The following is a 20983-nucleotide window of genomic DNA, read 5'->3' on the forward strand; positions in this document are numbered from 1 at the left end:
ACAAGGAAAGGCACAATGAAACTTGCACTATCTTCAATAGCGCTTGCGGTCGCGAGCGTGTGTTCATCGGCTATGGCCGCAGAGCTTCAAGGCCAAGTCACTGATCAACAAGGTAACGCGCTCGCCAATGCCCGCGTCAGTGTTGACGGCGGTAACAGCACGACTACGGATGCCCAAGGCCAGTATCAACTCAAGATTGCCGATAATAGTCACCTGCATCTACATGTGAGCCATGCGAATTTTAAACATAGCGATCAAGAGATTAGCTCAACGACGGCGGTACTTATTCAAGATGTGGCGCTGAGCCAAACCCCGATGGAAAATATCGTGGTAACCGCATCACCCCTCGCCCGCTCGGCCCTTGAAAGCACTACGCCCATCAGCGTATTGACCGAGGATCAACTCAAGCTCAACACCGAACCCACCTTGGGCGACACCTTAGAAAAACTCCCCGGCGTACAGGCTTCTCACTTTGGTGCGGGCGCCAGTCGGCCGATTATCCGCGGCATGGGCGGCCCCAGAGTACAAGTACTTGAAAATGGACTGTCGGTTGGCGATGCCTCTACCGTATCGGCGGACCATGCCGTGACCTCCGAGGCCGCCTCGGCGCAGCAGATTGAAATTCTTCGCGGTCCAGGCACCCTACTCTATGGCAATGGCGCCATCGGCGGTGTCGTCAATGTGGTCGATACCCGCTATAGCGAAACCCCAGTCGATGAAGTGACAGGGCACTTTGGCGCTCGCTATGACAGCGCCAATAATGGCCAAACCTATAATGGCGAACTCAACGGCGGTAATGGGCAATTTAACTGGCATCTGGATGGCACCCACAGAAAAACCGAGGATGTCGACATTCCCGGTAATGCCATTGCCGATATGCCGAGCACCCACGGCACCTTAGCCAATAGCCAACTCAAACTCGATGATTACGCCGCAGGCGTTGGTTATACGGGGGATTCGGGTTTTGTTAGCGTCTCCGGCGCGCGCACCGAATCCAACTACGGCATCCCCAGCCGTGGTGAGGCCGATGCCCCTAATATCACCATCGACTTACAGAAAACCGCTTGGCAGTTGCATAGCGGGCTACTCGACCCCTTTGCTGGTTTTAGTAAGTTAAAATTCGACGCAGCCTATAGCGATTATCAACACGCCGAGGAAGAAGATGGCGTTGCTGGCACCACTTTTTTCAACAAGCAGAGCGAAGCACGTTTAAGCCTAAACAATCATCCTTGGGGCGAATGGCAAGGCACTCTGGGGCTGCATGCGGTGCACCGCGACTTTGCGGTGGAAGGCGACGAAGCCCTCACCCCCGACAGTAAAACGGACACACTCGCCGCCTTTATCGTGCAAGAACGTAAGCTGGGGGATTTTCGCTTTGAACTCGGCGGTCGCCTCGAGCATTACCGCCTCGCGCCCGATAGCATGCAGCTCGACACGCTTAATGGTGAACAAGAGTATCAACCTAATGATTTAACTGATAATAATGTGACGCTGTCGGCAGGCGTAGTGTGGGACTTCGCCCCTTCCTACAATCTGGGCCTATCACTCACCCGCGCCGAACGTTCGGCCACCGCCGAAGAGCTTTACAGCTACGGGCCACACGATGCTACTCAAAGCTTTGAGTTAGGGTCGCAATTTAGCCTAGAGAATGGTCAAATCGTCGCTAACAGCGGCAGTAACGATAAGGAAGTCGCCAACAATATCGACCTCACGTTGCGTAAGCTGGACGGCACATGGACAGGTTCACTCAGCTTCGCCTATAACCGAGTCAATAACTTCTACTATGAGCGCAACACAGGACTGGTTGCCTCGGATCTGGTCAACAGCGATGAAGAAGGCGACATGCCAGTTTATCAATATACTCAAGGCGATGCGGATCTTTACTCCATCGAGGCGCAGGCAACGATTCCATTTAATGATCTCTGGTCACTCGGACTCTTTAGCGATTACACCCGCGGCAAACTCGTCGATGGCGGTAACTTACCGCAAATATCGCCGATGCGTGTCGGCTCGACATTAAACTTCGATCTGCAGCAGTGGCACGCAGAGTTAGGCGCCATAGGCTATGCCCGCCAAACCGACACCGCCGACAATGAGACCGAAACCGCAGGCTATGCCCTAGTGAACGCGGCCGCCACTTATCGCTGGTATACCTCAAGCGGCGATATTTTGGTTTATCTCAAAGGCACCAACCTGCTTAATCAGGAGGCACGCCCCCATACTTCCTTACTCAAGGATTATGCGCCGTTAATGGGGCGTAACCTGATGTTGGGCGTCACCTATAACTTCTAACCCTAGGCCATAAACCAAAAAGCGAAGCCATTTGGCTTCGCTTTTTATTCACTTAACTGCGGCTTATTTCATTAACCACGCGCGGTAGGACTTGCCTTTAATGCGGCCGCTGGTGATTTTACTCAGCGCCTTTTTAGCGACTTTACGATTCACCGCCACATAGGCGCGGTAATCGGTCACAAGGATTTTGCCGACCTGCGAGCCTTCGATACCATTCTCCCCAGTGAGGGCGCCGAGGATATCGCCAGGGCGAAGCTTCTCTTTTTTACCGCCATCGATTTGCAGGGTGATCATGGTTGGTGCATTGGGCGCAGTGCCCAGCAAACTTAATGATGGTAAGGCTTCGCTCTGAATATCGCGATCTAAGTACTCTTCTAATAACGCAATTTTGTAGCCATCTTGATCGTCAAAGAAGGTAAAAGCCGCGCCCTTACTGCCCGCACGGCCGGTACGGCCAATACGGTGAATATGCACTTCGGTATCATAGGCCACATGGTAGTTAAATACCGCGTCCAACGCGTCGATATCGAGGCCACGGGCAGCCACATCGGTTGCGACCAACACACAGGCACTCTTGTTGGCAAATTGCAGCAGGGTTTCATCCCGGTCACGCTGCTCTAAATCACCGTGCAGGGCGATAACGCTAAAGCCTGCATCGCTCAGTTCATCGGCCACTTTTTGAGTTTCGCGCTTGGTATTACAAAACACCACCGCACTCTCCGGCTTACGATCCAGCAGCAATAATTGCAGCGCCTGCATGCGCGCCTTGTCGTCATCCAAGTGGTAGAAATGCTGCTCAATGGTGCTCTTTTCGTGGGTTACGGCCACTTTCACCATCACAGGGTCGTACATAATTTGCTTGGCAATCGACTGAATCTGCTCGGGGAAGGTTGCACTAAACAGCAGGGTTTGGCGCTCGCGTGGCGACTGCTCGATAATCGCATCGAGCTGGGGTTGGAAGCCCATTTCCAGCATGCGGTCGGCTTCGTCCAGTACGAGCATATTGAGGTTACTTAGGTCTAAACGGTTCCGCTCTAAGTGGTCAACAATCCGCCCCGGCGTACCGACGATTATGTGGGCGCCATGCTCGAGTGAACCAATTTGCGGCCCCATGGGCACGCCGCCGCAGAGGGTGAGCACTTTTACGTTGTGAATACCACGCGCCAGTGTGCGGATCTCCTGCGCTACTTGGTCGGCCAGTTCGCGGGTCGGACACAGCACTAAGGTTTGAATGCGAAAACGCTTCACATCTAACTTGTTCAGCAGACCTAGCCCGAAGGCCGCCGTTTTACCCGAACCCGTCTTACCCTGACCAATCACATCCTCGCCCGCTAAAATGGCTGGCAGACTCTGCGCCTGAATCGGCGTCATTTCGTGATAGCCCATAGTGGTAAGGTTCTCAAGCAGTTCGGGTTTTAGCTTAAGAGTCGAGAAAGCCATTGAAGGCTGAGTGTCTGAATTGCTCAAGGCGAATATCCTGTGGTGGGTAACCCGCGCTGGCTTAAACTCAGGCAAGTCACTGAAATTTCATTGTGTTACTGATTAAATACGCTTATCGCTTCGGGGCGTTTAGCCATTTCTTTAGGCCTTTATTTCTGGCGGTTAAGTTAACTAAGCCTTTAAATTAAGCCTTTAAACTAGCCCTCTGACTGAGCCATGCCATTCGCGCAATAAGGCTAAGTCGGCAACTTGCCATGCTCAATCTTATCCGCACCATCCAAAGCTCGGCTATTGTAGCAATAAAGCGCGCTCTTTTCCTGAAGTCTTTCGCTTAACCACCCAAGCAGACTTAATTGGCTGCTTTGAAGTATCTGAGAGATAAGAAGCGCGCTAACAAAAAGCCCTGCGTGGCAGGGCTTAGTGGGTGTGACTTACGGAAAAACAAGCTTTGTAATAGCGGTGTTTTCAAGTCAGGAGTCAAGATTTAACGCAATCGAGACTTAGGCAATGTTGCCAAAGCGGCCCTCTTGATAATCGCGAATCGCCTGCTGAATTTCCGCTTGGGTGTTCATCACAAACGGCCCCATTTGGACGATTTTTTCGCGAATCGGTTTACCCACAAACAAAAGCATGCCCGCACCGCGTTCATCGGCCTTAAGCTGCAATGGCGTTTGGCTATCGAGCACTAAAAACTGGCCTTCATTGAATGACCACTGTGAGCCTTAGCCCTTACTCAAGCCACCTTGGTAAAGATAGAGGGCGGCAAACTCATGCTTGGATAGATCGAGCTGCGCCTCACCATTGGCGTTAATCATCAAGTCGGCAATCGCCGCTTCGCCCGCTAATCCTTGGATGGTGGCACTGATCGCGCTTTTACCCGCAAAAGCCCAATCCCCCGCCAAGGCTTTAAGGGTGGCGCCTGTGTCGTTCGTGGTTTCAACGCTAGGGGTTGAAGCCGTATCCTGATACGCCGCGGGGCGCAGTTTGTCCTTAGCCGGCATATTGATCCAAATTTGGAAGCCATGCAGGCCATTAAGCGCATCGGCCAGCGGCATTTCGGAATGCACCACGCCGTAACCCGTGCTCATCCACTGCACATCGCCAGCACGAATCGCTTTGACGTTGCCCATCTGATCGCGATGCTCAAAGCCACCCTTACGGATGTAGGTAAAGGTCTCCATTCCACGGTGCGGATGCGGTGGAAAGCCACCAATAAAATCCTGTTTATCATCGGATTTAATCTCATCCATCATCAAAAACGGATCAAAATGGGTCGTGATAAAGTCCGCCACACGACGAATATTCACCCCGTCGCCATCCATCGCAGGTTTAGCAGAAAACTGACCTAAGACTTTCATTTTATGCTCCTAACTCGTAAGGCATTAGCCCGTACAATCACGATCACTTGGGTTAGAAGTGACTAAGTGAAACAGTGGCAATGCTGATGGAGGCAGAATAACAAGGAAATATGCAAAAGAATAACGCGAAATCACGGTCTAAACATTCGAAAAAATGGAACGGTAGCTTGCTGATACCCACTCATGCAGGCTTGCCATGATGTTCACTCACCGACACGGTGAATGGAAACCTAAGGTTTCTGAGCCTATGAACGAGAGCTATGGATGGCGAACAGGCCTTTAAACAAGGATGTTGTTCAAGTCCGTCTGTGGATGCTGGGCCGCCCCGTATGATGTTAATGGATTCACGAATGCCGCGATGGCATGGATGCCAAAAAGCGGCCATGGAGCGAACGGTCGTCTAGCTAATCACCATGGCTCACCTTTTGACATTAGACATTAGCGTAACCTGTAGATTTAAAAGCCTTACGCAACGTGCCTTGGAACAAAAGCGTGATAGATTCCCAACTCTAATTTTTGAGTTGCAGATTAAAACTTCTATGGCGATAACGCTTCAAGAAGGGACGCTGGTTACGTCATCCTGCTTGCTTGACTTGTTAACTGTTACGTACCTTTCGGCTAGCCTTGTAATCACGTTGTAACCCCATGTGCTAATGAAATCGGATTTTTCGATTTCTCTTGCAATGCCTATTACGTTATAACCAGAGTCAATAATTACACCGCCTGTTTCAGTAATGCTTTTTATATGTGCCGCTCCAGTTTCGATGATGTTAGCACCTTTGATTTGGTTTAATGTTGGCGGTGCCTCGCCAAACCAATCTAACAGGCCCACCAAGAACAAACGTGTATCGGTTTTACCTTGACGCAATAATTTAGCTAGTACCACGCCGCAGCCAAAACCACCTTGTTCAAGAGGCACAGCCCAAAACTGTCCTTGCTCAAGGTAGCTTGTTGATTTTGGTTTGAGTGGATATTCGATGCTCATTGTTTTGTACTGTTAACGCCGCCATATGAGGCGCACAAATGCTTGGCTAAACTTAGCGACGAAGGAGCGCAAGCCAAGCGTTTTGCGTCCAACTACCATAATGGCCTTGTTATAAATCGATTACTCTAAGCCAACCCTTAATATTTTTCCGTTTTTAAGTACGACTCTTAAACCATGCTCTACATCGAAGGTACACTCATACTCTAAATGAAGTTCTCCACCTTCATCTTCAGGAAACATGAACACTCCTGGTTCGGTGACATAGTTCCACACTTGATTAGGTGCGGATAGCGTTGGCATTAGCTCGTCGGCATACTCCCCTAAACCAAGATGATAATCAGGTAAGACTCTCTGGTAATATTGGAAAATTGCTTCCTCAATTTTAGGGAACTCAAGTTCGATATTATTGTAAAGCCAGTTGATAGAATCTTTATGTGACTGCTCTATTTCACCAGAACCAGATAACCCTATAGTAAACAAAACACTTTCACCTAAAGCAGGAAAAGATATTTCCCCCTCCAAATCGTGTCCCGTTAATTCTAATTGATCAATTATTTTTTCGGCTACTTCCATATTTACCTAGATTTATAACGCCTAAATTTAGCGAGGAAAGCCCCGCAGCGGGTTGACGTCGCAGCCAGCGCTTTTTGCTGGCGATTACATTTATTTGTTATATCGTTTTTTAAAGGTTTCATAATCTTTGCCCGGCAAAGATATGACGTTTTTAACTAAATATCTTTCGCTTCCATATGTGATGCTGACATCCACAGAAACAGATCTTTGCTTGCTAACTTCAATATCTGAACGATTAAACCCTTTTATTTCAGAACTTTTCATTTCGACACATAAAAAAGCTAACTTTTCAGAGTTATCGTAAATATCTAGGCAAACTTCAGATATTTTGTGTCCGTTGGCATCGACTTCCGGATAAACAAAAAAGATCCAGCCATCGTTCCAAGAGTCACTCTTGCCAACTATTAAACGATGAAATCCTAATTTTTCGGCTTCTTCAGCCCCAATAGTCTTCTCAGAAAAAGAAACTGAAGTAGAAGTGCAATAACATGCCCATATGGCGCAAAGAAAAAATCAGAGTTTTACGCATACGTCACCAGCGATATAACGTCTTAGTATTTATGCGCTGCGCTGTTTGCAGGGCATAAATCGCTTATTCACTAAATCTCAAATATGGCCGCGGCCAAATCCATGTCAATTGGTATAAATGATGCTATAGGAATTTGCTTTTTTGCGGTAGCGTTTTTTTTATACAGTTTGATGGGTAATTAGTTGATATTGTTTTAGCTTTCTCATTCTTTTACGCTTATGTTTTGCAGATGAATCACCTTCTAACGACTCAAAACACCAAGGAATACACCTCCCCTCGGAGTTGCCGTAGGGCGAATAGACAAATTGCGTGAGTCTTGCCATGGATGGCAAGCTAGCTTTCGCAGGTGCAGGGACGCATCCTTCGGAAGCGATAGCAAATTTGGCAATGAGCACAAGGAGTTTCCAGCTCCGTTGGGGCGTCTTGGAGCATCCAAGGAGGATAGAACGAGCAGTCCTCCTTGGTCGGGTGTGGGGTGAAGCCCCACGACTTTGATTTTGATTAACGCATTGAAGCTACAAAAGGAAGAGATGCATAACTTCTAAGTCGAACCATCAACTTTTCTATAGGCATAGCTTTACTTATCCAATTCCCCTTTTGAACTGCAAAACACACTTTGGGGATCAGCTTTTAATCGTTACTTAGCAAAAAACACGCATATAAAAGTGCTACTACTCAGGCTTAAACACCCCAATCACGGCACCTGTGGCTTTTTCGGTGACTTTGACATCGGTTTGTTGTTCGCGGTAATCACAGTCGGTGCATTCTACGGTTTCGATACCGTTTTCTTTAAACAGCAGAATGCTGTCCTTGGCGCCACATTTTGGGCATTTTGCGCCAGCTACGAAGCGCTTTTTTATTTTTGTTGTCATGCTAATACCTTTAATGCACAGACCAGCTCAGTTGGATCAGAAGATGACTCCGCTTCGCTTGAGAAACCCAAAGCGTGAGCCTGAAATTGGCCGCTATTTTGCCACAGTGCCCAGCTATTGCCAGCCTTTAAACCAAGTTGTGATGCCATAAGATATGAGCAGGCGTTAGCATCTTACGGGATTCACTCAAGAAGGATTTGCCAAATCGGCCGTGCACTCGCTTTGCCTCTCATCCTAAGAACGCCCTAAAAGCCGCCGCAACATTCGCCAAAAAGATGCTGTAAAAAGTGTAAGAAATCCTCAGCAACTCGGCCTAAGTTGTGGTTTGCCATCGGCTTGTACGTTATCATCACTGCCCTTACTCATTCATGATATGACCAAGTTGTAGTTAATGATCAGCATCAACCAAGCGCAATTAATCCGTGGCAGCAAAACCCTGCTCGACGAAGCCTCTTTGACCATCTATCCCGGCCACAAGGTCGGCCTAGTCGGCGCCAATGGCACGGGTAAGTCCTCACTGCTGGCATTAATTATGGGTCACCTGAGCTTAGACAAAGGCGAGTTTAGTATGCCTTCGGGTTGGCAAATCGCCACCGTAGCTCAAGAAACGCCCGCGCTGGAAGTCTCTGCACTTGAGTATGTGCTTGATGGTGATAAAGAATATCGCCAGCTTGAGGCCGACTTGCATATCGCGCAGGAACACAATGATGGCCACGCCATTGCCACCTTGCACGGTAAAATCGATGCCATTAGCGGCTACGCCATTCGCGCCCGCGCAGGTGCCTTGCTGGCAGGTTTAGGCTTTAGCGAAGCCGAGCAAAATAACCCAGTGAAAAGCTTTTCGGGTGGTTGGCGGATGCGCTTAAATCTTGCCCAAGCACTGCTGTGCCGCTCCGACTTACTGCTGCTCGACGAACCGACCAACCACTTAGACTTAGACACCATGTACTGGCTCGAAGGTTGGATTAAGTCCTATCAAGGCACGCTGATTTTAATCAGCCACGATAGGGATTTTATCGACGAGATTGTCGATGAAATCGTCCATGTCGAGAATCAAAAACTCAATTATTACAAAGGCAACTACAGTGCCTTTGAGCGCATCCGTGCCGAACGTATGGCGCAGCAACAGGTCGCCTATGAGCGCCAACAAAAAGAACGGGCGCATATGCAGTCCTTCGTCGACCGCTTCCGCTACAAGGCCAGTAAAGCCAAGCAAGCTCAGAGCCGCTTAAAGGCGCTGGAGCGGATGACTGAGCTGTTGCCATCCCAGGCCGATAGCCCGTTTTATATGGAGTTTCGCCCGCCAGAAGCCCTACCCAATCCATTGATTAAAATGGAGCAAGTGGCAGTGGGTTATGGCGACAAGCAAATCCTTAGCAAAGTGCATTTGAACTTAGTCCCCGGTGCCCGTATTGGCCTTTTAGGCCGCAACGGCGCGGGTAAATCGACATTAATCAAACTGTTATCGGGACAACTGTCACCGATGACCGGATTGTATGAGCCCAATCCCGGCCTGAATATCGGATACTTTGCCCAGCACCAAATCGAATTTTTACGCTTAGACGATACGCCGCTGCAACATCTGGCGCGCCTCGCGCCAAATGCCCGTGAGCAGGAATTACGTAACTTCCTCGGTGGTTTTGGCTTCCATGGCGATATGGCACTCTCGCCGGTGCGTCCGTTCTCGGGTGGCGAGAAAGCGCGTTTAGTGTTGGCCCTATTAGTGTGGCAGCGCCCTAACCTATTACTGCTCGACGAACCGACCAACCACTTAGATCTAGAGATGCGCCATGCGCTTACTATGGCATTGCAAACCTTTGAAGGCGCAATGGTTATCGTATCACACGACCGTCACTTACTGCGCTTAACCTGTAGCGATTACTATCTGGTTGATCAAGGCCAAGTACAGGCCTTCGATGGTGATTTAGAGGATTACCACCAATGGTTACTCGATGCTGCTAAGGCCGCCAGTGCGAACTCCACCGTTAACGGTGACGATGCCAAACCCGCCGTCGATAAGAAACAGCAAAAGCGGTTAGAAGCAGAGCTGCGCCAAAAGGTGTCGCCACTTAAACGTAAGCAGGCGAAGCTTGAAACCGATCAGCAAAAGCTCAGTGAACGCCTCGCCGAGTTGGAGCATCTGCTGGCCGATAGCGAGCTCTACGATCAGGACAATAAAGCCAAACTCACGTCAGTACTCAGTGAGCGCACCAGCTTGACACAAACGCTGGAAGAAAGTGAAATGCAATGGCTTGAGCTGCAAGAAGAAATTGATTCAATGGAACTTGAGCTGATGGGCCAGTAATTGGCCCTTTATCGCCTAACGTACAAGGAAACAGTATGTCGGATGCAACCCCGTTAGACAGTCAAATTTGGCATTGGTGTGATATGAGCTACGGGCAAAATAAGCAGCTTTGCCTCGAGCTACAGGATAACTGCCAAGTGAATGTGAATCTCTTACTGCTGGCGCAGTATTTAGATCTCACCAGTGATGTGGCGGGCCCACGGGAATATTCGACCGAGCAGTGGCAGCAGCTAGTGAATGCGGTTTGGGATTGGGATGAAAAGTTTCTCACGCCCTATCGCCGTCTGCGCCGCCTCGCCAAGGCAAGCCTGAATGAGGAAGAGTATCAGCAGATGCTCGATGTAGAGCTGATGATGGAACGTAAGGCGCAGCGCACAATTTTAAATGCCGTCAATGGATTATCGCCAACTGGCGCACAAACCAATCTGGTGAGTTACCTCACCCTGTTTGGCCTATCCGCAGCCGATGTAAATTCGCTGAATTTTATCGCGCCTTAATAGACCAGACGTTAGCTTACTTAGTCCGAGCCTGAGGATAACGCTGGCAGTAATCCTCAATATTGAGCCAACTTGGTTGCTCATCGGTATAAATATGGTAATTAGGCTGCACCAGTTCAGGATCATCTAAGCTTGCGATCGTCAGGGTGAGATAGTCGGGATACTCAGCGTGCCTGTAGGTTAGCGAGCAGCCGCAGTGGGCACAAAAACCGCGTCTCACACACTCAGATGAAGCAAACTCTGTCACTTTGCCCTTAAGCCAAGTTACCTGATGCAGCTTAAAATCCATCCAGGCGCCAAATACGGCCCCAATGCTTTTTTGGCACATGCGGCAGTGGCAATAATCGGCGTCAAAGGGCTTGCCCTCAATCCGATAACGAATCGCCCCACATAAACAGCCGCCCTCCAAGGATGCTATAGATTGCATACAGACTCCACGCTATTGTGGCTCTCGGCCATCGGTCAGCTTTTGCGCCAACGCTGTGGCATTGCGCGCGGTAATGCCATAAATCGACAGCTGCGGATTGGCCCCGAGGCTGGTCGGGAAGATAGAACCGTCCATCACCGACAGATTATCCAGATAATGTGACTGACCATAGCTATTCACCATAGAGAGCTTTTCATCCTCCCCAAAGGGACAACCACCCATCACGTGCGCCGAGGCGACGATTGTCCGCAGCGGCGCTAAATCCATTTGCGCAATACTCTCTTTCGCCTCCTTCCATGACGACAGATAAGGCATACCATCACTGATGGGCAGTACTTTTAATGCCCCCGCCGAGAATTGCAATTCGGCCATGCTGGCATACGCCCGCCGCGCCGCACGCCAAAAGGCCTCGGTGAGCGGATAATCCAAGGCAAAGCCCGTCGAGGTGAGATGCACTTGCCCACCTTGGCTATCGGGATGATAACCATCGCGGATCAAGGCGATAGTGACCTGTAGCTGATTAAATTGCGCCATCAATTCCGCATGGCTCGCCCCGTAACCTAAGGTTTTAGAGGCGATCAAAATCGGATGCACAGGCGGCACCTCAAGCTTGTAACCTAACTCGCCATCGGCACCGTTTTTCCAAACAAATTCATCGGAATAGATAGATTGTGGCGCACCACTGTGGGCATTAATCGCATCGGCAAAGATGCCACCCGAGAGCACTGTGGGATGTAAAAAGGTACGTTTGCCCAACAGCTGATAGGGATCGGGCACCTCGGAGCGCATCATTAAGGTCGGCGTGTGGATAGCGCCAGCGCTTAAAATATAGTGTTTGGCTTTGAATAACAGCTCGACAGACGTCGGCCGTAAATTAACATCGAGCGCCTGCGCCTTGAGGGCAAACACTTGGCCATTATGGTGTTCAATCTTAACGACTTTGGCACGGCTAAAAAGCTGCGCGCCCTTCTCTAATGCGCTCGGGATAGTCGTCACTAACATCGACTGCTTGGCATTGACTGGGCAACCCATGCCGCAATAACCAGTATTCCAACAGCCCGCCACGTTACGCTTAATGACGGTGTAATCCCAACCTAGGTTGATGCAGCCTTGCTTGAGCGCGCCATTATTGCGGTTAGGTTCATAATTCCATTCATGAATATTAAGCCGCTGCTCCATCTGCTCGAACCAAGGGGCCAGAGCATCGGGGTCGAGGCCCGCAACGGATTTATGCTGCGCCCAAAAGGCTAAGGCTTCCTTCGGAGTACGAATCGAGGTGGTCCAATTGATGGTGGTCGAGCCGCCCACGGCGCGACCTTGAAAAATACCAATCGCCTTATCGGCGGTTTTCATCGCAGCCGCCTGTTGATACAAATTAGGGTAAGCGACCCGCTCCTCCATATTAAAGTCGCTGGAGGATTTAAGCGGCCCCGCTTCAATCATGATCACACTAAGCCCTGCTTGGCTTAGGATCTCCGCCGCCACACCGCCACCTGCGCCCGTGCCTACAATCACCACATCGGCTTCAAATTGCTGGTTCTCTTGCAGTTGACTGGCGTCGGTATGTAACCAACCGGAATTTAAGCCTGTCACTATGGGATCTATGATTGCCACTTGGAACACTCCATTCTTACATTATTGTTATTATTATAAATTCAGCCTATTTGAACAATTCAGGCTTGGCGTAGTGAAGTCGGCTCCAATGCTCGGGACAGGCGTAATAACTGGCCATCACTAATTCCCGCAGGCCTAAATAAGCCGTTTGCAATAACGCAAAATAGCTGTGGCGCCAGGTTTCCAACATTTGTGTTAAGTCGCTGGGTGAGCGCATCAAGAGTGGCGTCATACTCGAGGTAAGTAGCAGTAAACCGAGACGATTTTCCAGCATATCCAGCAGTTCGAATAACTCTGCCTGCTGCTCGTCGGGTAAGACATCAATCGAATGCTTAATGGCATCTAAGGTGCGATTTTGCGCCGCCAACTTATGGGTTGCCACATCGGGCAAGGCCCCATCGAGCATCACAGGTAACAACACACCGAATAACAAACGATAGTCTTTTCCTTCGCCTTCATCGGGGAGGCTGAATTCGGGAGAGTAGAGATTTACCCCCAAGGCAATCGCCGCCGTACCGGCAAACGCGCCCAGTAAAAAGGTACGTCTATTCATCTATGTCTCCCCAAGACGCTAAGTGTTAAATTATTGTGCTACAATGACCGCGAATCTAAATTAAACACACGTTTTAATTTTCAGCAATAGTTGATATCAAGATAAGATCCCATGCCAAACGTTTTTAATCCGCCTTGGTGGGCCAAAAGTCCCCATGTGCAAACTATTCTGCCCGTTTTCACTAAAGTGGCCAAACCTGTGCTTGAGCGACAACGACTCGAGCTTCCCGACGGCGATTTTATCGATTTAGATTGGCAAGCAAGGCCCCAAGTCGGCAAACCCATTGTGGTCATCATTCATGGGTTAGAGGGCAGTGCCCAGTCCCATTATGCCAGACGCATTCTGCAAGCCTGTAAAGAGCAAGGCTTAGCGGCTGTGGTTCACCACCACAGAAGCTGCTCAGGGGAAACCAATCGCCTCGCCCGCAGTTATCACAGTGGCGATACCGATGACCTGCAGTTTAACCTAAGCCTGCTGCAACAAACGTACCCGCAATCACCTTTATTAGCTGTGGGTTACAGCTTAGGTGGCAATGTGCTGACCAAATATCAAGGCGAATATCAAGAGCATAGCCTGTTGAGTCGCGCGGTAGTTGTGTCGGCGCCGCTGCAATTATCGGCCTGCGCCAAACGCTTAGAAAATGGTTTTTCAAAGGTGTATCAAAGCCATTTAATCAAACAGTTACAACGCAAGGTCAATCAAAAGCTTGCTGACCCCGATCTGGCGGGCGCGATGGCATTGAGCCCAATGCAAGTTACTAATCTCAATACTTTTTATGACTTTGACGATAAAGTCACCGCACCGCTCCATGGATTTTTGGGCGTTGAAGATTACTACACCCGCGCCAGTGGTCTCCCCTTTATCAAGTGCATCACTAAGCCAACGCTGATCTTGCACGCCAAGGACGATCCCTTTATGACGGATGCCGTTATCCCACATTCCAGCCAGCTTTCGGCGTATGTGGAATATGAATTACATGCCCATGGCGGCCATGTCGGTTTTATTGAGGGGGGTACACCTTGGAAGCCACGCTATTATCTAGAGCGGCGCATTTTAGACTTTTTACTCGCCAATGATGCTTCATCGGCACCATAAGGAACCCGAATGCTTATCCCCTACGATGCTTTACTCCAGCTCCCCAAAGAGACATTAGCCAATCTGATCCGCGAATATCTTTTAGGCCAAGTGGAGGATGGTAGTTTTACTAGCCTAGATGAGCAAGAACTATCAACGGCAATAGTGCAATGCCAACAAGCACTTAAACAAGGAAAACTCGTCTTGGAATACAGCGAGGACGATGAATCCTTTGCCATTCGCCACGCCGACCAAGTAGCAAAACGGCAAGATTGACCACCAGTATCCCAGTGCCGTATAAATAGCTTATACGGTTTATCGCTCCCAATGAGCGGCTCTTTAGGTTCCTAGCTAGGTAGAAAAAATGTCAGCAAAACATCCGATTATTGCAGTTACAGGCTCATCCGGCGCAGGAACCACCACTACTACTACCGCCTTTAGTCATATCTTTCGCCAACTCGGGATCAACGCCGCCTTTGTAGAAGGCGATAGTTTTCATCACTTTACCCGTGCAGAGATGGAAGTGATGATCCGCAAATCCCAGGCTGAGAATCGCAATCTGAGTTACTTTGGCCCAGAGGCCAACAACTTTGCCCGCCTAGAGCAATGCTTTCGCGATTACGGTGCCACGGGCCAAGGTGAAACTCGCAGCTATTTACATACCTTCGATGAGGCTGTGCCTTTTAACCAAATGCCGGGCACTTTCACCCAATGGCGTCCACTGCCTGAAAACACCGATATGTTGTATTACGAAGGCTTACATGGTGGCGTAGTCACGGGCGATGCCAACGTGGCCCAGCATGTGGATTTGCTGATCGGCATGGTGCCTATCGTTAACTTAGAGTGGATCCAAAAGATCATTCGTGACACCTCGGAGCGAGGTCATAGCCGCGAAAAAGTCATGGGCTCAATCGTGCGCAGCATGGACGATTATATTAAGCATATGACGCCACAGTTTTCCCGTACCCATATCAACTTCCAACGGGTGCCGACGGTAGACACCTCCAACCCCTTTAGCGCCAAAGATATTCCAAGCCTAGATGAAAGCTTTGTGGTGATCCGTTTTCGCGGCATCAACAACGTCGACTTCCCCTATTATTTGAGCATGATCCAAGGCTCCTTTATGTCACGGGTCAACACCTTAGTGGTGCCGGGCGGCAAAATGTCCCTCGCAATGGAGCTGATCCTCACACCCTTGATTAAAGATTTAATGGAAAAACGCCAGCAGCTTAATAGCCCGCAGGCGAACTGAGATAGAGTTAACGTTTGACTAAAGGCTAATGAAATAAAGCCTTTTTGAGCAATAGATTAAGCTTGATTTAAGCCATTGAAGTTAATCTTATTGGCATCGGGATTTCAGGCGAAAGAACGATAGTTGGCATACTCTTGGGAGTTAATTCCCCCATCTTGATCTGTTGATTCCCTTGGGTGTGCCAACAACCCTTCAAAACAAGTTCTAGAGGTGAATTCCACTTCAATGCTTGATCTGTTGATTCCCTTGGGTGTGCCAACAACCCCATCTTGCGTTAAGTATTAGCTGTTAATTCCACATCCACGCTTGATCTGTTGATTCCCTTGAGTATGTCAGAAACCCCATATTGCGTTAAGTCTTAGCAGTTAATTCCACCTCTATGCTTGATCTGTTGATTTCCTTAAGTATGTCAGCAACCCCATCAAAGCTTTTAGTCGTAGTAGTTAATTCCACATCCATGCTTGATCTATTGATTCCCTCGGGTGTGCCAGCAACCCATCTTGCATTAAGTCTTAGCAGTTAATTCCACCTCTATAATCCTTCAATGCTCTATCACCTCAGATTTTCAATCTGTGCCCAGTTAACGGCGTGAAGTTAAGCGCCCTAAATTTTTATACATCACCCGACAATCCAAGGCGATTCCGCGGGGTGAGCAATAGACGGCGTCTTCCTCTAGGCCTTCACCACCAAAACCGCAGCGGCGATAAAATTCGACCGCATTTAAGGTTGACTCTAATCGCAATTTGGCAAGGCCGAGATTAAAGGCTTTTGTTTCAATAAATTGCAGCAATGACTTACCAACACCCAAGCCCATCGCCTCGGGGGAGACAAACAGCGCCTCAACTTGAGCATAGGGTTCATCCAGCATGATGGTACCCACCACAGTCGGTTCTTGGGTTGTTTCATTGAAGATTTCAGCCACATAAAAATGCGCGCCCACCATACGACGAAAAGATTCAGTCAATTCGCCCTGGGTCCAAATCTGTAAGTCATCTTGAGCATAAAATCCGGCGCAGCCTTTATTAATCGCCGCATTGCGGATATCCCAACAGGCCTTGGCATCTAATTGCGTCGCTTTACGTATCCTTAGCATAGTCATCCCGATAAATTGCCCAAGCCATGGCCATAGTAATAGCCAACCGCTAATACGCTGAATCATAAAATAAACATATAAAGACTCATACTGCCCACGCTTTAATTTTATGCAATAAAAAACCGCCCGAAGGCGGTTTTAATACAATAAGAAGCGCTACTCGTAAGCTAAGCCGCGAAGGCAACTCTGTCGCGAAGGCAAACTTAGCCTTTAATCAGCTCACTGATGGTCAGCACGCCATGGGTGGTCGCGCCAGCGCCCCACAGTGCGGAAGCCGAATCTTCGAAGGCCGCCGCTAAATCCACGTGTAACCACTTGGCTTCTGGCGAAACGAAACGCCACAGGAAGCCCGCCGCATTAGAAGCGCCGCCAGCACCACCACCTTTCACAGGGCGGCTGTTTGCGGTGTCAGCATAGGCCGATGGACACATGTCCTTGTGCCAAGGATCCAGTGGCAATGGCCATACACGCTCGGCCACTGTCGAGGCTTTTTGCTGCGCCAGTTGTAACACTTCAGTCTGTGGCGAGAAAATCGCGTTGTAGTTAGAGCCCACCGCCATCACAGCTGCGCCAGTTAAGGTTGCCGCGTCGATAATAAAAGGAGCACCCGTCGCAGAAGCCGCTTGCAGACCATCGGCCAGCACTAAGCGCCCTTCGGCATCGGTGTTAACCACTTCAACTGTCACGCCATTTTTGTAGGTGAGGATATCACCCAGCTTATAGGCACGGCCGCTAATCAGGTTTTCAGCGCAGCAGAGGAATAACTTAACGCGTTTGTTCAGGCCCGATTTAATCGCTAAACCTAAAGCGGCCGTCACAGTGGCGGCGCCGCCCATATCGCACTTCATACCCAGCATGCCTTCAGAGGCTTTAATGCTGTAACCGCCAGAGTCGAAGGTAATCCCTTTACCCACTAAGGCAACAGATACAGGGGCATCGGCTGACAGCGGGTTAAAGTCTAGCTCTAACATCGCTGGTGGACGCTCACTGCCACGGCCTACGGCATGGATACCAATCCACTGCTCTTCTAATAATGCTTCGCCTTCAATAATACGGTAGCTCACCTTAGCGCCACCGAGTTCGGCTAACCATTTGGCTGCTTGCTGCGCCAGTTTCACCGGAGGCAGATTTTCAGGAGTATCGTTGATCAGTTGACGGGCAAATGTCGCCACTTCTAAGCGACGTTGTAACTCGGCTTGTACTGCGTCATCGCCGCACCATTGGATCTTGTAGCCGGGCTTGGCTGTGGCAAAACCTTGGGCGAAGACCCATTGGCTATTCAGATCCCAAAGAGATCCTGCTAAGGCAACAGTGCTGATCCCTTGATTGCGTAACTTACGCGCCGCCATTTGAATTTGGCGCAGCTCATCGCCGCCACCTAAGTGGACTAATGCACCTTCGGCATTGAAGGTCACATCGGCTTTGCCCCAATGGGCGGCGGGGGTATCTTTGGTTAACTCAACTCTCATCACTTCAGTCACTTTAAGTTCACTCATGAGGGGTCCTTATTTTAATTTGTTCTTGCGCTATACCCTTGCAAGTTGAGGTGAGAGGTCCTACATCCTCAGGCTTTTGGGGTATACAAAGTACAACTGGGTTGGCGGCAGTTTACTGCCAGCGGCCGAGGACTGAAAGCCATCGGCCTAAGTTACCGAGGTAAAATCTGTAAACATTTGCGAAATTTGTTAGTCTTGGGCGCCCAAATCACCTCGCTACAGGTTATAGCATGCACTTTAATCCAGCACTGAAATCGGGAAAATTGCTCCAGCGCTACAAACGTTTTCTCGCCGATGTTCAACTCGAAGACGGCACTGAAATCACCCTGCATTGCCCCAATACCGGTTCAATGCGTAACTGCCTGTTCCCCGATGAAACCGTATGGTTTTCCACGTCTAACAATCCTAAACGTAAATATGCCCATACCTGGGAGTTGATGACCACGCCAACGGGTGGCCTTATCGGCATTCATTCGGGCAATGCCAACGCCCTGGTCGAGGAGGCGCTTAATAAAGGTGTCATCACCGAACTTACAGGCTACGACAGCTTAAGCCGCGAAGTGAAGTACGGCGATGAAAATAGCCGCATCGATATCTTGCTTGAGGCTGCTCAAAAGCCCGCCTGTTATATTGAAGTCAAAAGTTGTACTTTGCTCGAGGATGGCCAAGGTTATTTCCCGGATGCAGTGAGTCTTCGCGGCCAAAAACATCTACGGGAATTAATGCACATGGCCAGCCTTGGGCATAGAGCCGTCTTGCTATTTGTAGTGCAACACACAGACATCCACAGCGTGGCTCCCGCGGCACATATCGACCCAGAATATGCTAACCTGTTGAAAAAGGCTGTTTTATCGGGAGTAGAAGTCCTAGCTTATCGCTGTGAGATTTCTGCCAGTGAGATACATCTAGCCCACGCTTGTCCAGTCCGAGTATGATGTTAAGATTGAGTAAAATGCTTTTTCATTTCAATTAGCGAAGGCAATCAAAAAATTCTGCCAAGGTGAAATGAAAAATTTGCCTCAATGTGAAGATTCTGATATAGATAGCGGCCGTTCTTAAGGACGCCCTACAAACGCAAATGATGACAGGAGATGCGTTATGCCTGAAGGCACCAAAAAACTTGGCGTACTCGCTATCGCAGGTGTAAGTCCCTACCAGGAAAAGCCGGGTGAGGAGTATATGAACGCTAAGCAACTGGGTCACTTCAAGACAATTCTTGAAGCTTGGCGCAATCAGTTGCGTGAAGAGGTCGACCGTACTCTGAGTCACATGCAGGATGAAGCAGCAAACTTTCCCGATCCTGTAGACCGTGCAGCGCAAGAAGAAGAGTTCAGTCTCGAACTGCGTGCCCGTGACAGAGAACGTAAACTGATCAAGAAGATCGAAAAAACCCTACAAAAAATTGAAGAAGACGATTTTGGCTTCTGCGATTCTTGCGGTATCGAAATCGGCATTCGCCGTCTCGAAGCGCGTCCAACGGCCGATCAATGTATCGACTGTAAAACGCTTGCAGAGATCAAAGAGAAGCAAATGGCGGGTTAATCGGCCATCTTCGGGCGGGGATTTCCCCGCCTACTTGTTTATGCGTCTTGCATTAACATCCTCTCGTTTCACTTCGCTTTTTGTTCGTATCCCCCTAAAATACAGCCACTTTGACTGGTTATTCCTGCAAATTTCTATGATGGCGACTCACTCTTCCAACACTTCTACTTTGCAACCCTATGTTGGCCGTTTTGCCCCTTCGCCCTCGGGCGCACTGCATTTTGGCTCACTGATCGCCGCCCTTGGCAGTTATCTGCGGGCGCGCTCCTTAGGCGGGAAGTGGTTAATTCGTGTAGAAGATATTGATCCTCCAAGGGAAGTTGCTGGCGCTGCCGATGATATTTTACGTACCTTAGAGGCCTACGGCTTCGAATGGGATGACACTGTGCTGTACCAGAGTGACCGCACCGAGGCCTATCAAGCCAAGCTCGATGAGTTACTCGCCGAGGATAATGCCTACTTTTGCCAGTGTAGTCGTAAACAGATCCAAGCCATGGGTGGGATTTACGATGGTCGCTGCCATCAGTTAGCCACGCCACATCAATCGGGTGCGATCCGCATTGTCAATCGACAACAAGTCGCCGAATTTAGCGATAACCTGATGGGAAAAGTCGTAGTGGACCATGCCTTTGCCGCCGAAGATTTTATTATCAAACGCAGCGATGGCCTGTATGCCTATCAACTGGCCGTAGTGCTAGATGATGCCTATCAAGGCATTACCGAAGTGGTACGGGGCTATGATTTAATCGAAGCCAGTTGTCGCCAATTAAGCCTGTATCAAACCTTTGGCCTAAGCGCGCCGCAGTGGTTGCATTTACCCTTAGCCTGTTTGACGCCGGGATTTAAGCTGTCGAAACAAAACCATGCGCAGGCTATCGATAAACAGTATCCGCAGGCGAGCCTTAATGCTGCCCTCGCCTTTTTAGGCCAAGCACCTGTGGAAATCACAACCGCGCCGCAAATGCTGGCCCAGGCCGTGACCCAGTTTCAGCTATTGGCCATTCCGAAACAGCGGGAAATCTTGATAGCTCCATAGGGCGGATGAGCGAGTTATCGGCCAAAAAGCATCATTTTATCAGCG

At 49.5% G+C, this 20983-nt stretch carries 19 protein-coding genes and 1 pseudogene; 9 read left to right on the forward strand and 11 right to left on the reverse strand.

Annotation, left to right across the window (positions count from 1 at the left end):
* Positions 1–15: 15 nt before the first annotated feature.
* Positions 16–2292 carry a TonB-dependent receptor gene (locus tag L2713_RS08185; protein ID WP_248967553.1) on the forward strand — a complete coding sequence of 759 codons (2277 nt, stop codon included), beginning with the start codon at positions 16–18 and terminating at the stop codon, positions 2290–2292.
* 63 nt (positions 2293–2355) lie between these two features.
* On the opposite strand, the gene dbpA is transcribed toward L2713_RS08185, so the two are convergent.
* The 6 genes and pseudogenes from dbpA to L2713_RS08215 all read right to left on the reverse strand — a co-directional run bounded on the left by dbpA (position 2356) and on the right by L2713_RS08215 (position 8049).
* A complete protein-coding gene (gene dbpA, locus L2713_RS08190; protein WP_248967594.1) occupies positions 2356–3732 on the reverse strand; it encodes an ATP-dependent RNA helicase DbpA in 1377 nt (458 codons plus the stop codon).
* Between the two features lie 500 nt (positions 3733–4232).
* A pseudogene (locus L2713_RS08195) lies at positions 4233–5090 on the reverse strand (pirin family protein).
* Positions 5091–5643: 553 nt separating this feature from the next.
* A complete protein-coding gene (locus L2713_RS08200) occupies positions 5644–6075 on the reverse strand; it encodes an Imm26 family immunity protein (protein WP_248967554.1) in 432 nt (143 codons plus the stop codon).
* Positions 6076–6195: 120 nt separating this feature from the next.
* The gene (locus L2713_RS08205) at positions 6196–6648 is read right to left on the reverse strand and encodes a DUF6985 domain-containing protein (protein ID WP_248967555.1); all 453 of its coding nucleotides are present in this window, start codon (positions 6646–6648) and stop codon (positions 6196–6198) included.
* Positions 6649–6738: 90 nt separating this feature from the next.
* Positions 6739–6912, reverse strand: a complete 174-nt coding sequence (locus L2713_RS08210; protein WP_248967556.1) for a hypothetical protein — start codon at positions 6910–6912, stop codon at positions 6739–6741.
* Positions 6913–7848: 936 nt separating this feature from the next.
* Positions 7849–8049: a YheV family putative zinc ribbon protein gene (locus L2713_RS08215; protein WP_248967557.1), complete on the reverse strand. Its 201-nt coding sequence runs from the start codon at positions 8047–8049 to the stop codon at positions 7849–7851.
* A gap of 391 nt (positions 8050–8440) precedes the next feature.
* Between L2713_RS08215 and L2713_RS08220 the strand changes: the two genes are divergently transcribed.
* Positions 8441–10354, forward strand: coding sequence for an ABC transporter ATP-binding protein (locus L2713_RS08220; RefSeq protein WP_248967558.1), 1914 nt, complete (start codon positions 8441–8443; stop codon positions 10352–10354).
* Positions 10355–10389: 35 nt separating this feature from the next.
* Positions 10390–10851, forward strand: a complete 462-nt coding sequence (locus tag L2713_RS08225) for a TIGR02444 family protein (RefSeq protein ID WP_011627142.1) — start codon at positions 10390–10392, stop codon at positions 10849–10851.
* Positions 10852–10867: 16 nt separating this feature from the next.
* Here L2713_RS08225 and L2713_RS08230 read toward each other — a convergent pair whose 3' ends face one another.
* Genes L2713_RS08230 through L2713_RS08240 form a run of 3 tightly spaced genes read right to left on the reverse strand, consistent with a single transcriptional unit; the run spans position 10868 to position 13445 of the window.
* On the reverse strand, positions 10868–11278 hold the full coding sequence (locus L2713_RS08230) for a GFA family protein (RefSeq protein WP_248967559.1): 411 nt from the start codon (positions 11276–11278) through the stop codon (positions 10868–10870).
* 12 nt (positions 11279–11290) lie between these two features.
* A complete protein-coding gene (locus L2713_RS08235; protein WP_248967560.1) occupies positions 11291–12892 on the reverse strand; it encodes a GMC family oxidoreductase in 1602 nt (533 codons plus the stop codon).
* Between the two features lie 46 nt (positions 12893–12938).
* Entirely contained in the window at positions 12939–13445 is a 507-nt protein-coding gene (locus L2713_RS08240; protein ID WP_089067027.1) for a TAT leader-containing periplasmic protein, read from the reverse strand.
* Between the two features lie 111 nt (positions 13446–13556).
* Between L2713_RS08240 and L2713_RS08245 the strand changes: the two genes are divergently transcribed.
* From L2713_RS08245 to L2713_RS08255, 3 genes are all read left to right on the forward strand, one after another.
* Complete coding sequence (locus L2713_RS08245; RefSeq protein WP_248967561.1) at positions 13557–14540, forward strand: hydrolase; 984 nt, start codon at positions 13557–13559, stop codon at positions 14538–14540.
* A gap of 9 nt (positions 14541–14549) precedes the next feature.
* Positions 14550–14795, forward strand: a complete 246-nt coding sequence (locus tag L2713_RS08250) for a YheU family protein (protein WP_248967562.1) — start codon at positions 14550–14552, stop codon at positions 14793–14795.
* 88 nt (positions 14796–14883) lie between these two features.
* A complete protein-coding gene (locus tag L2713_RS08255) occupies positions 14884–15771 on the forward strand; it encodes a phosphoribulokinase (RefSeq protein ID WP_011621530.1) in 888 nt (295 codons plus the stop codon).
* Between the two features lie 580 nt (positions 15772–16351).
* Here L2713_RS08255 and L2713_RS08260 read toward each other — a convergent pair.
* Complete coding sequence (locus tag L2713_RS08260; RefSeq protein WP_248967563.1) at positions 16352–16864, reverse strand: GNAT family N-acetyltransferase; 513 nt, start codon at positions 16862–16864, stop codon at positions 16352–16354.
* A 203-nt stretch (positions 16865–17067) separates the two neighbouring features.
* Positions 17068–18360 carry an aminopeptidase PepB gene (gene pepB / locus L2713_RS08265; RefSeq protein ID WP_248967564.1) on the reverse strand — a complete coding sequence of 431 codons (1293 nt, stop codon included), beginning with the start codon at positions 18358–18360 and terminating at the stop codon, positions 17068–17070.
* A 230-nt stretch (positions 18361–18590) separates the two neighbouring features.
* Here pepB and sfsA point away from each other — a divergent pair, with 230 nt between their 5' ends.
* The 3 genes from sfsA to gluQRS all read left to right on the forward strand — a co-directional run bounded on the left by sfsA (position 18591) and on the right by gluQRS (position 20938).
* Complete coding sequence (sfsA, locus tag L2713_RS08270) at positions 18591–19295, forward strand: DNA/RNA nuclease SfsA (RefSeq protein ID WP_248967565.1); 705 nt, start codon at positions 18591–18593, stop codon at positions 19293–19295.
* Positions 19296–19458: 163 nt separating this feature from the next.
* Positions 19459–19902, forward strand: a complete 444-nt coding sequence (dksA, locus tag L2713_RS08275) for an RNA polymerase-binding protein DksA (RefSeq protein WP_007644947.1) — start codon at positions 19459–19461, stop codon at positions 19900–19902.
* Between the two features lie 139 nt (positions 19903–20041).
* Entirely contained in the window at positions 20042–20938 is an 897-nt protein-coding gene (gluQRS, locus tag L2713_RS08280; protein WP_248967595.1) for a tRNA glutamyl-Q(34) synthetase GluQRS, read from the forward strand.
* The last annotated feature ends 45 nt before the right edge of the window (positions 20939–20983 follow it).

The organism is Shewanella seohaensis, from assembly GCF_023283775.1.
Classification (GTDB): Bacteria; Pseudomonadota; Gammaproteobacteria; order Enterobacterales; family Shewanellaceae; genus Shewanella; species Shewanella seohaensis.

What these genes read in the sequence shown, in the direction of transcription:
- L2713_RS08185 (WP_248967553.1), top strand. Translation starts at nt 16, where the DNA reads ATGAAACTTGCACTATCTTCAATAGCGCTTGCGGTCGCGAGCGTGTGT.
- dbpA (WP_248967594.1), bottom strand. Translation starts at nt 3,732, where the DNA reads ATGGCTTTCTCGACTCTTAAGCTAAAACCCGAACTGCTTGAGAACCTT.
- L2713_RS08200 (WP_248967554.1), bottom strand. Translation starts at nt 6,075, where the DNA reads ATGAGCATCGAATATCCACTCAAACCAAAATCAACAAGCTACCTTGAG.
- L2713_RS08205 (WP_248967555.1), bottom strand. Translation starts at nt 6,648, where the DNA reads ATGGAAGTAGCCGAAAAAATAATTGATCAATTAGAATTAACGGGACAC.
- L2713_RS08210 (WP_248967556.1), bottom strand. Translation starts at nt 6,912, where the DNA reads ATGAAAAGTTCTGAAATAAAAGGGTTTAATCGTTCAGATATTGAAGTT.
- L2713_RS08215 (WP_248967557.1), bottom strand. Translation starts at nt 8,049, where the DNA reads ATGACAACAAAAATAAAAAAGCGCTTCGTAGCTGGCGCAAAATGCCCA.
- L2713_RS08220 (WP_248967558.1), top strand. Translation starts at nt 8,441, where the DNA reads ATGATCAGCATCAACCAAGCGCAATTAATCCGTGGCAGCAAAACCCTG.
- L2713_RS08225 (WP_011627142.1), top strand. Translation starts at nt 10,390, where the DNA reads ATGTCGGATGCAACCCCGTTAGACAGTCAAATTTGGCATTGGTGTGAT.
- L2713_RS08230 (WP_248967559.1), bottom strand. Translation starts at nt 11,278, where the DNA reads ATGCAATCTATAGCATCCTTGGAGGGCGGCTGTTTATGTGGGGCGATT.
- L2713_RS08240 (WP_089067027.1), bottom strand. Translation starts at nt 13,445, where the DNA reads ATGAATAGACGTACCTTTTTACTGGGCGCGTTTGCCGGTACGGCGGCG.
- L2713_RS08245 (WP_248967561.1), top strand. Translation starts at nt 13,557, where the DNA reads ATGCCAAACGTTTTTAATCCGCCTTGGTGGGCCAAAAGTCCCCATGTG.
- L2713_RS08250 (WP_248967562.1), top strand. Translation starts at nt 14,550, where the DNA reads ATGCTTATCCCCTACGATGCTTTACTCCAGCTCCCCAAAGAGACATTA.
- L2713_RS08255 (WP_011621530.1), top strand. Translation starts at nt 14,884, where the DNA reads ATGTCAGCAAAACATCCGATTATTGCAGTTACAGGCTCATCCGGCGCA.
- L2713_RS08260 (WP_248967563.1), bottom strand. Translation starts at nt 16,864, where the DNA reads ATGCTAAGGATACGTAAAGCGACGCAATTAGATGCCAAGGCCTGTTGG.
- pepB (WP_248967564.1), bottom strand. Translation starts at nt 18,360, where the DNA reads ATGAGTGAACTTAAAGTGACTGAAGTGATGAGAGTTGAGTTAACCAAA.
- sfsA (WP_248967565.1), top strand. Translation starts at nt 18,591, where the DNA reads ATGCACTTTAATCCAGCACTGAAATCGGGAAAATTGCTCCAGCGCTAC.
- dksA (WP_007644947.1), top strand. Translation starts at nt 19,459, where the DNA reads ATGCCTGAAGGCACCAAAAAACTTGGCGTACTCGCTATCGCAGGTGTA.
- gluQRS (WP_248967595.1), top strand. Translation starts at nt 20,042, where the DNA reads ATGGCGACTCACTCTTCCAACACTTCTACTTTGCAACCCTATGTTGGC.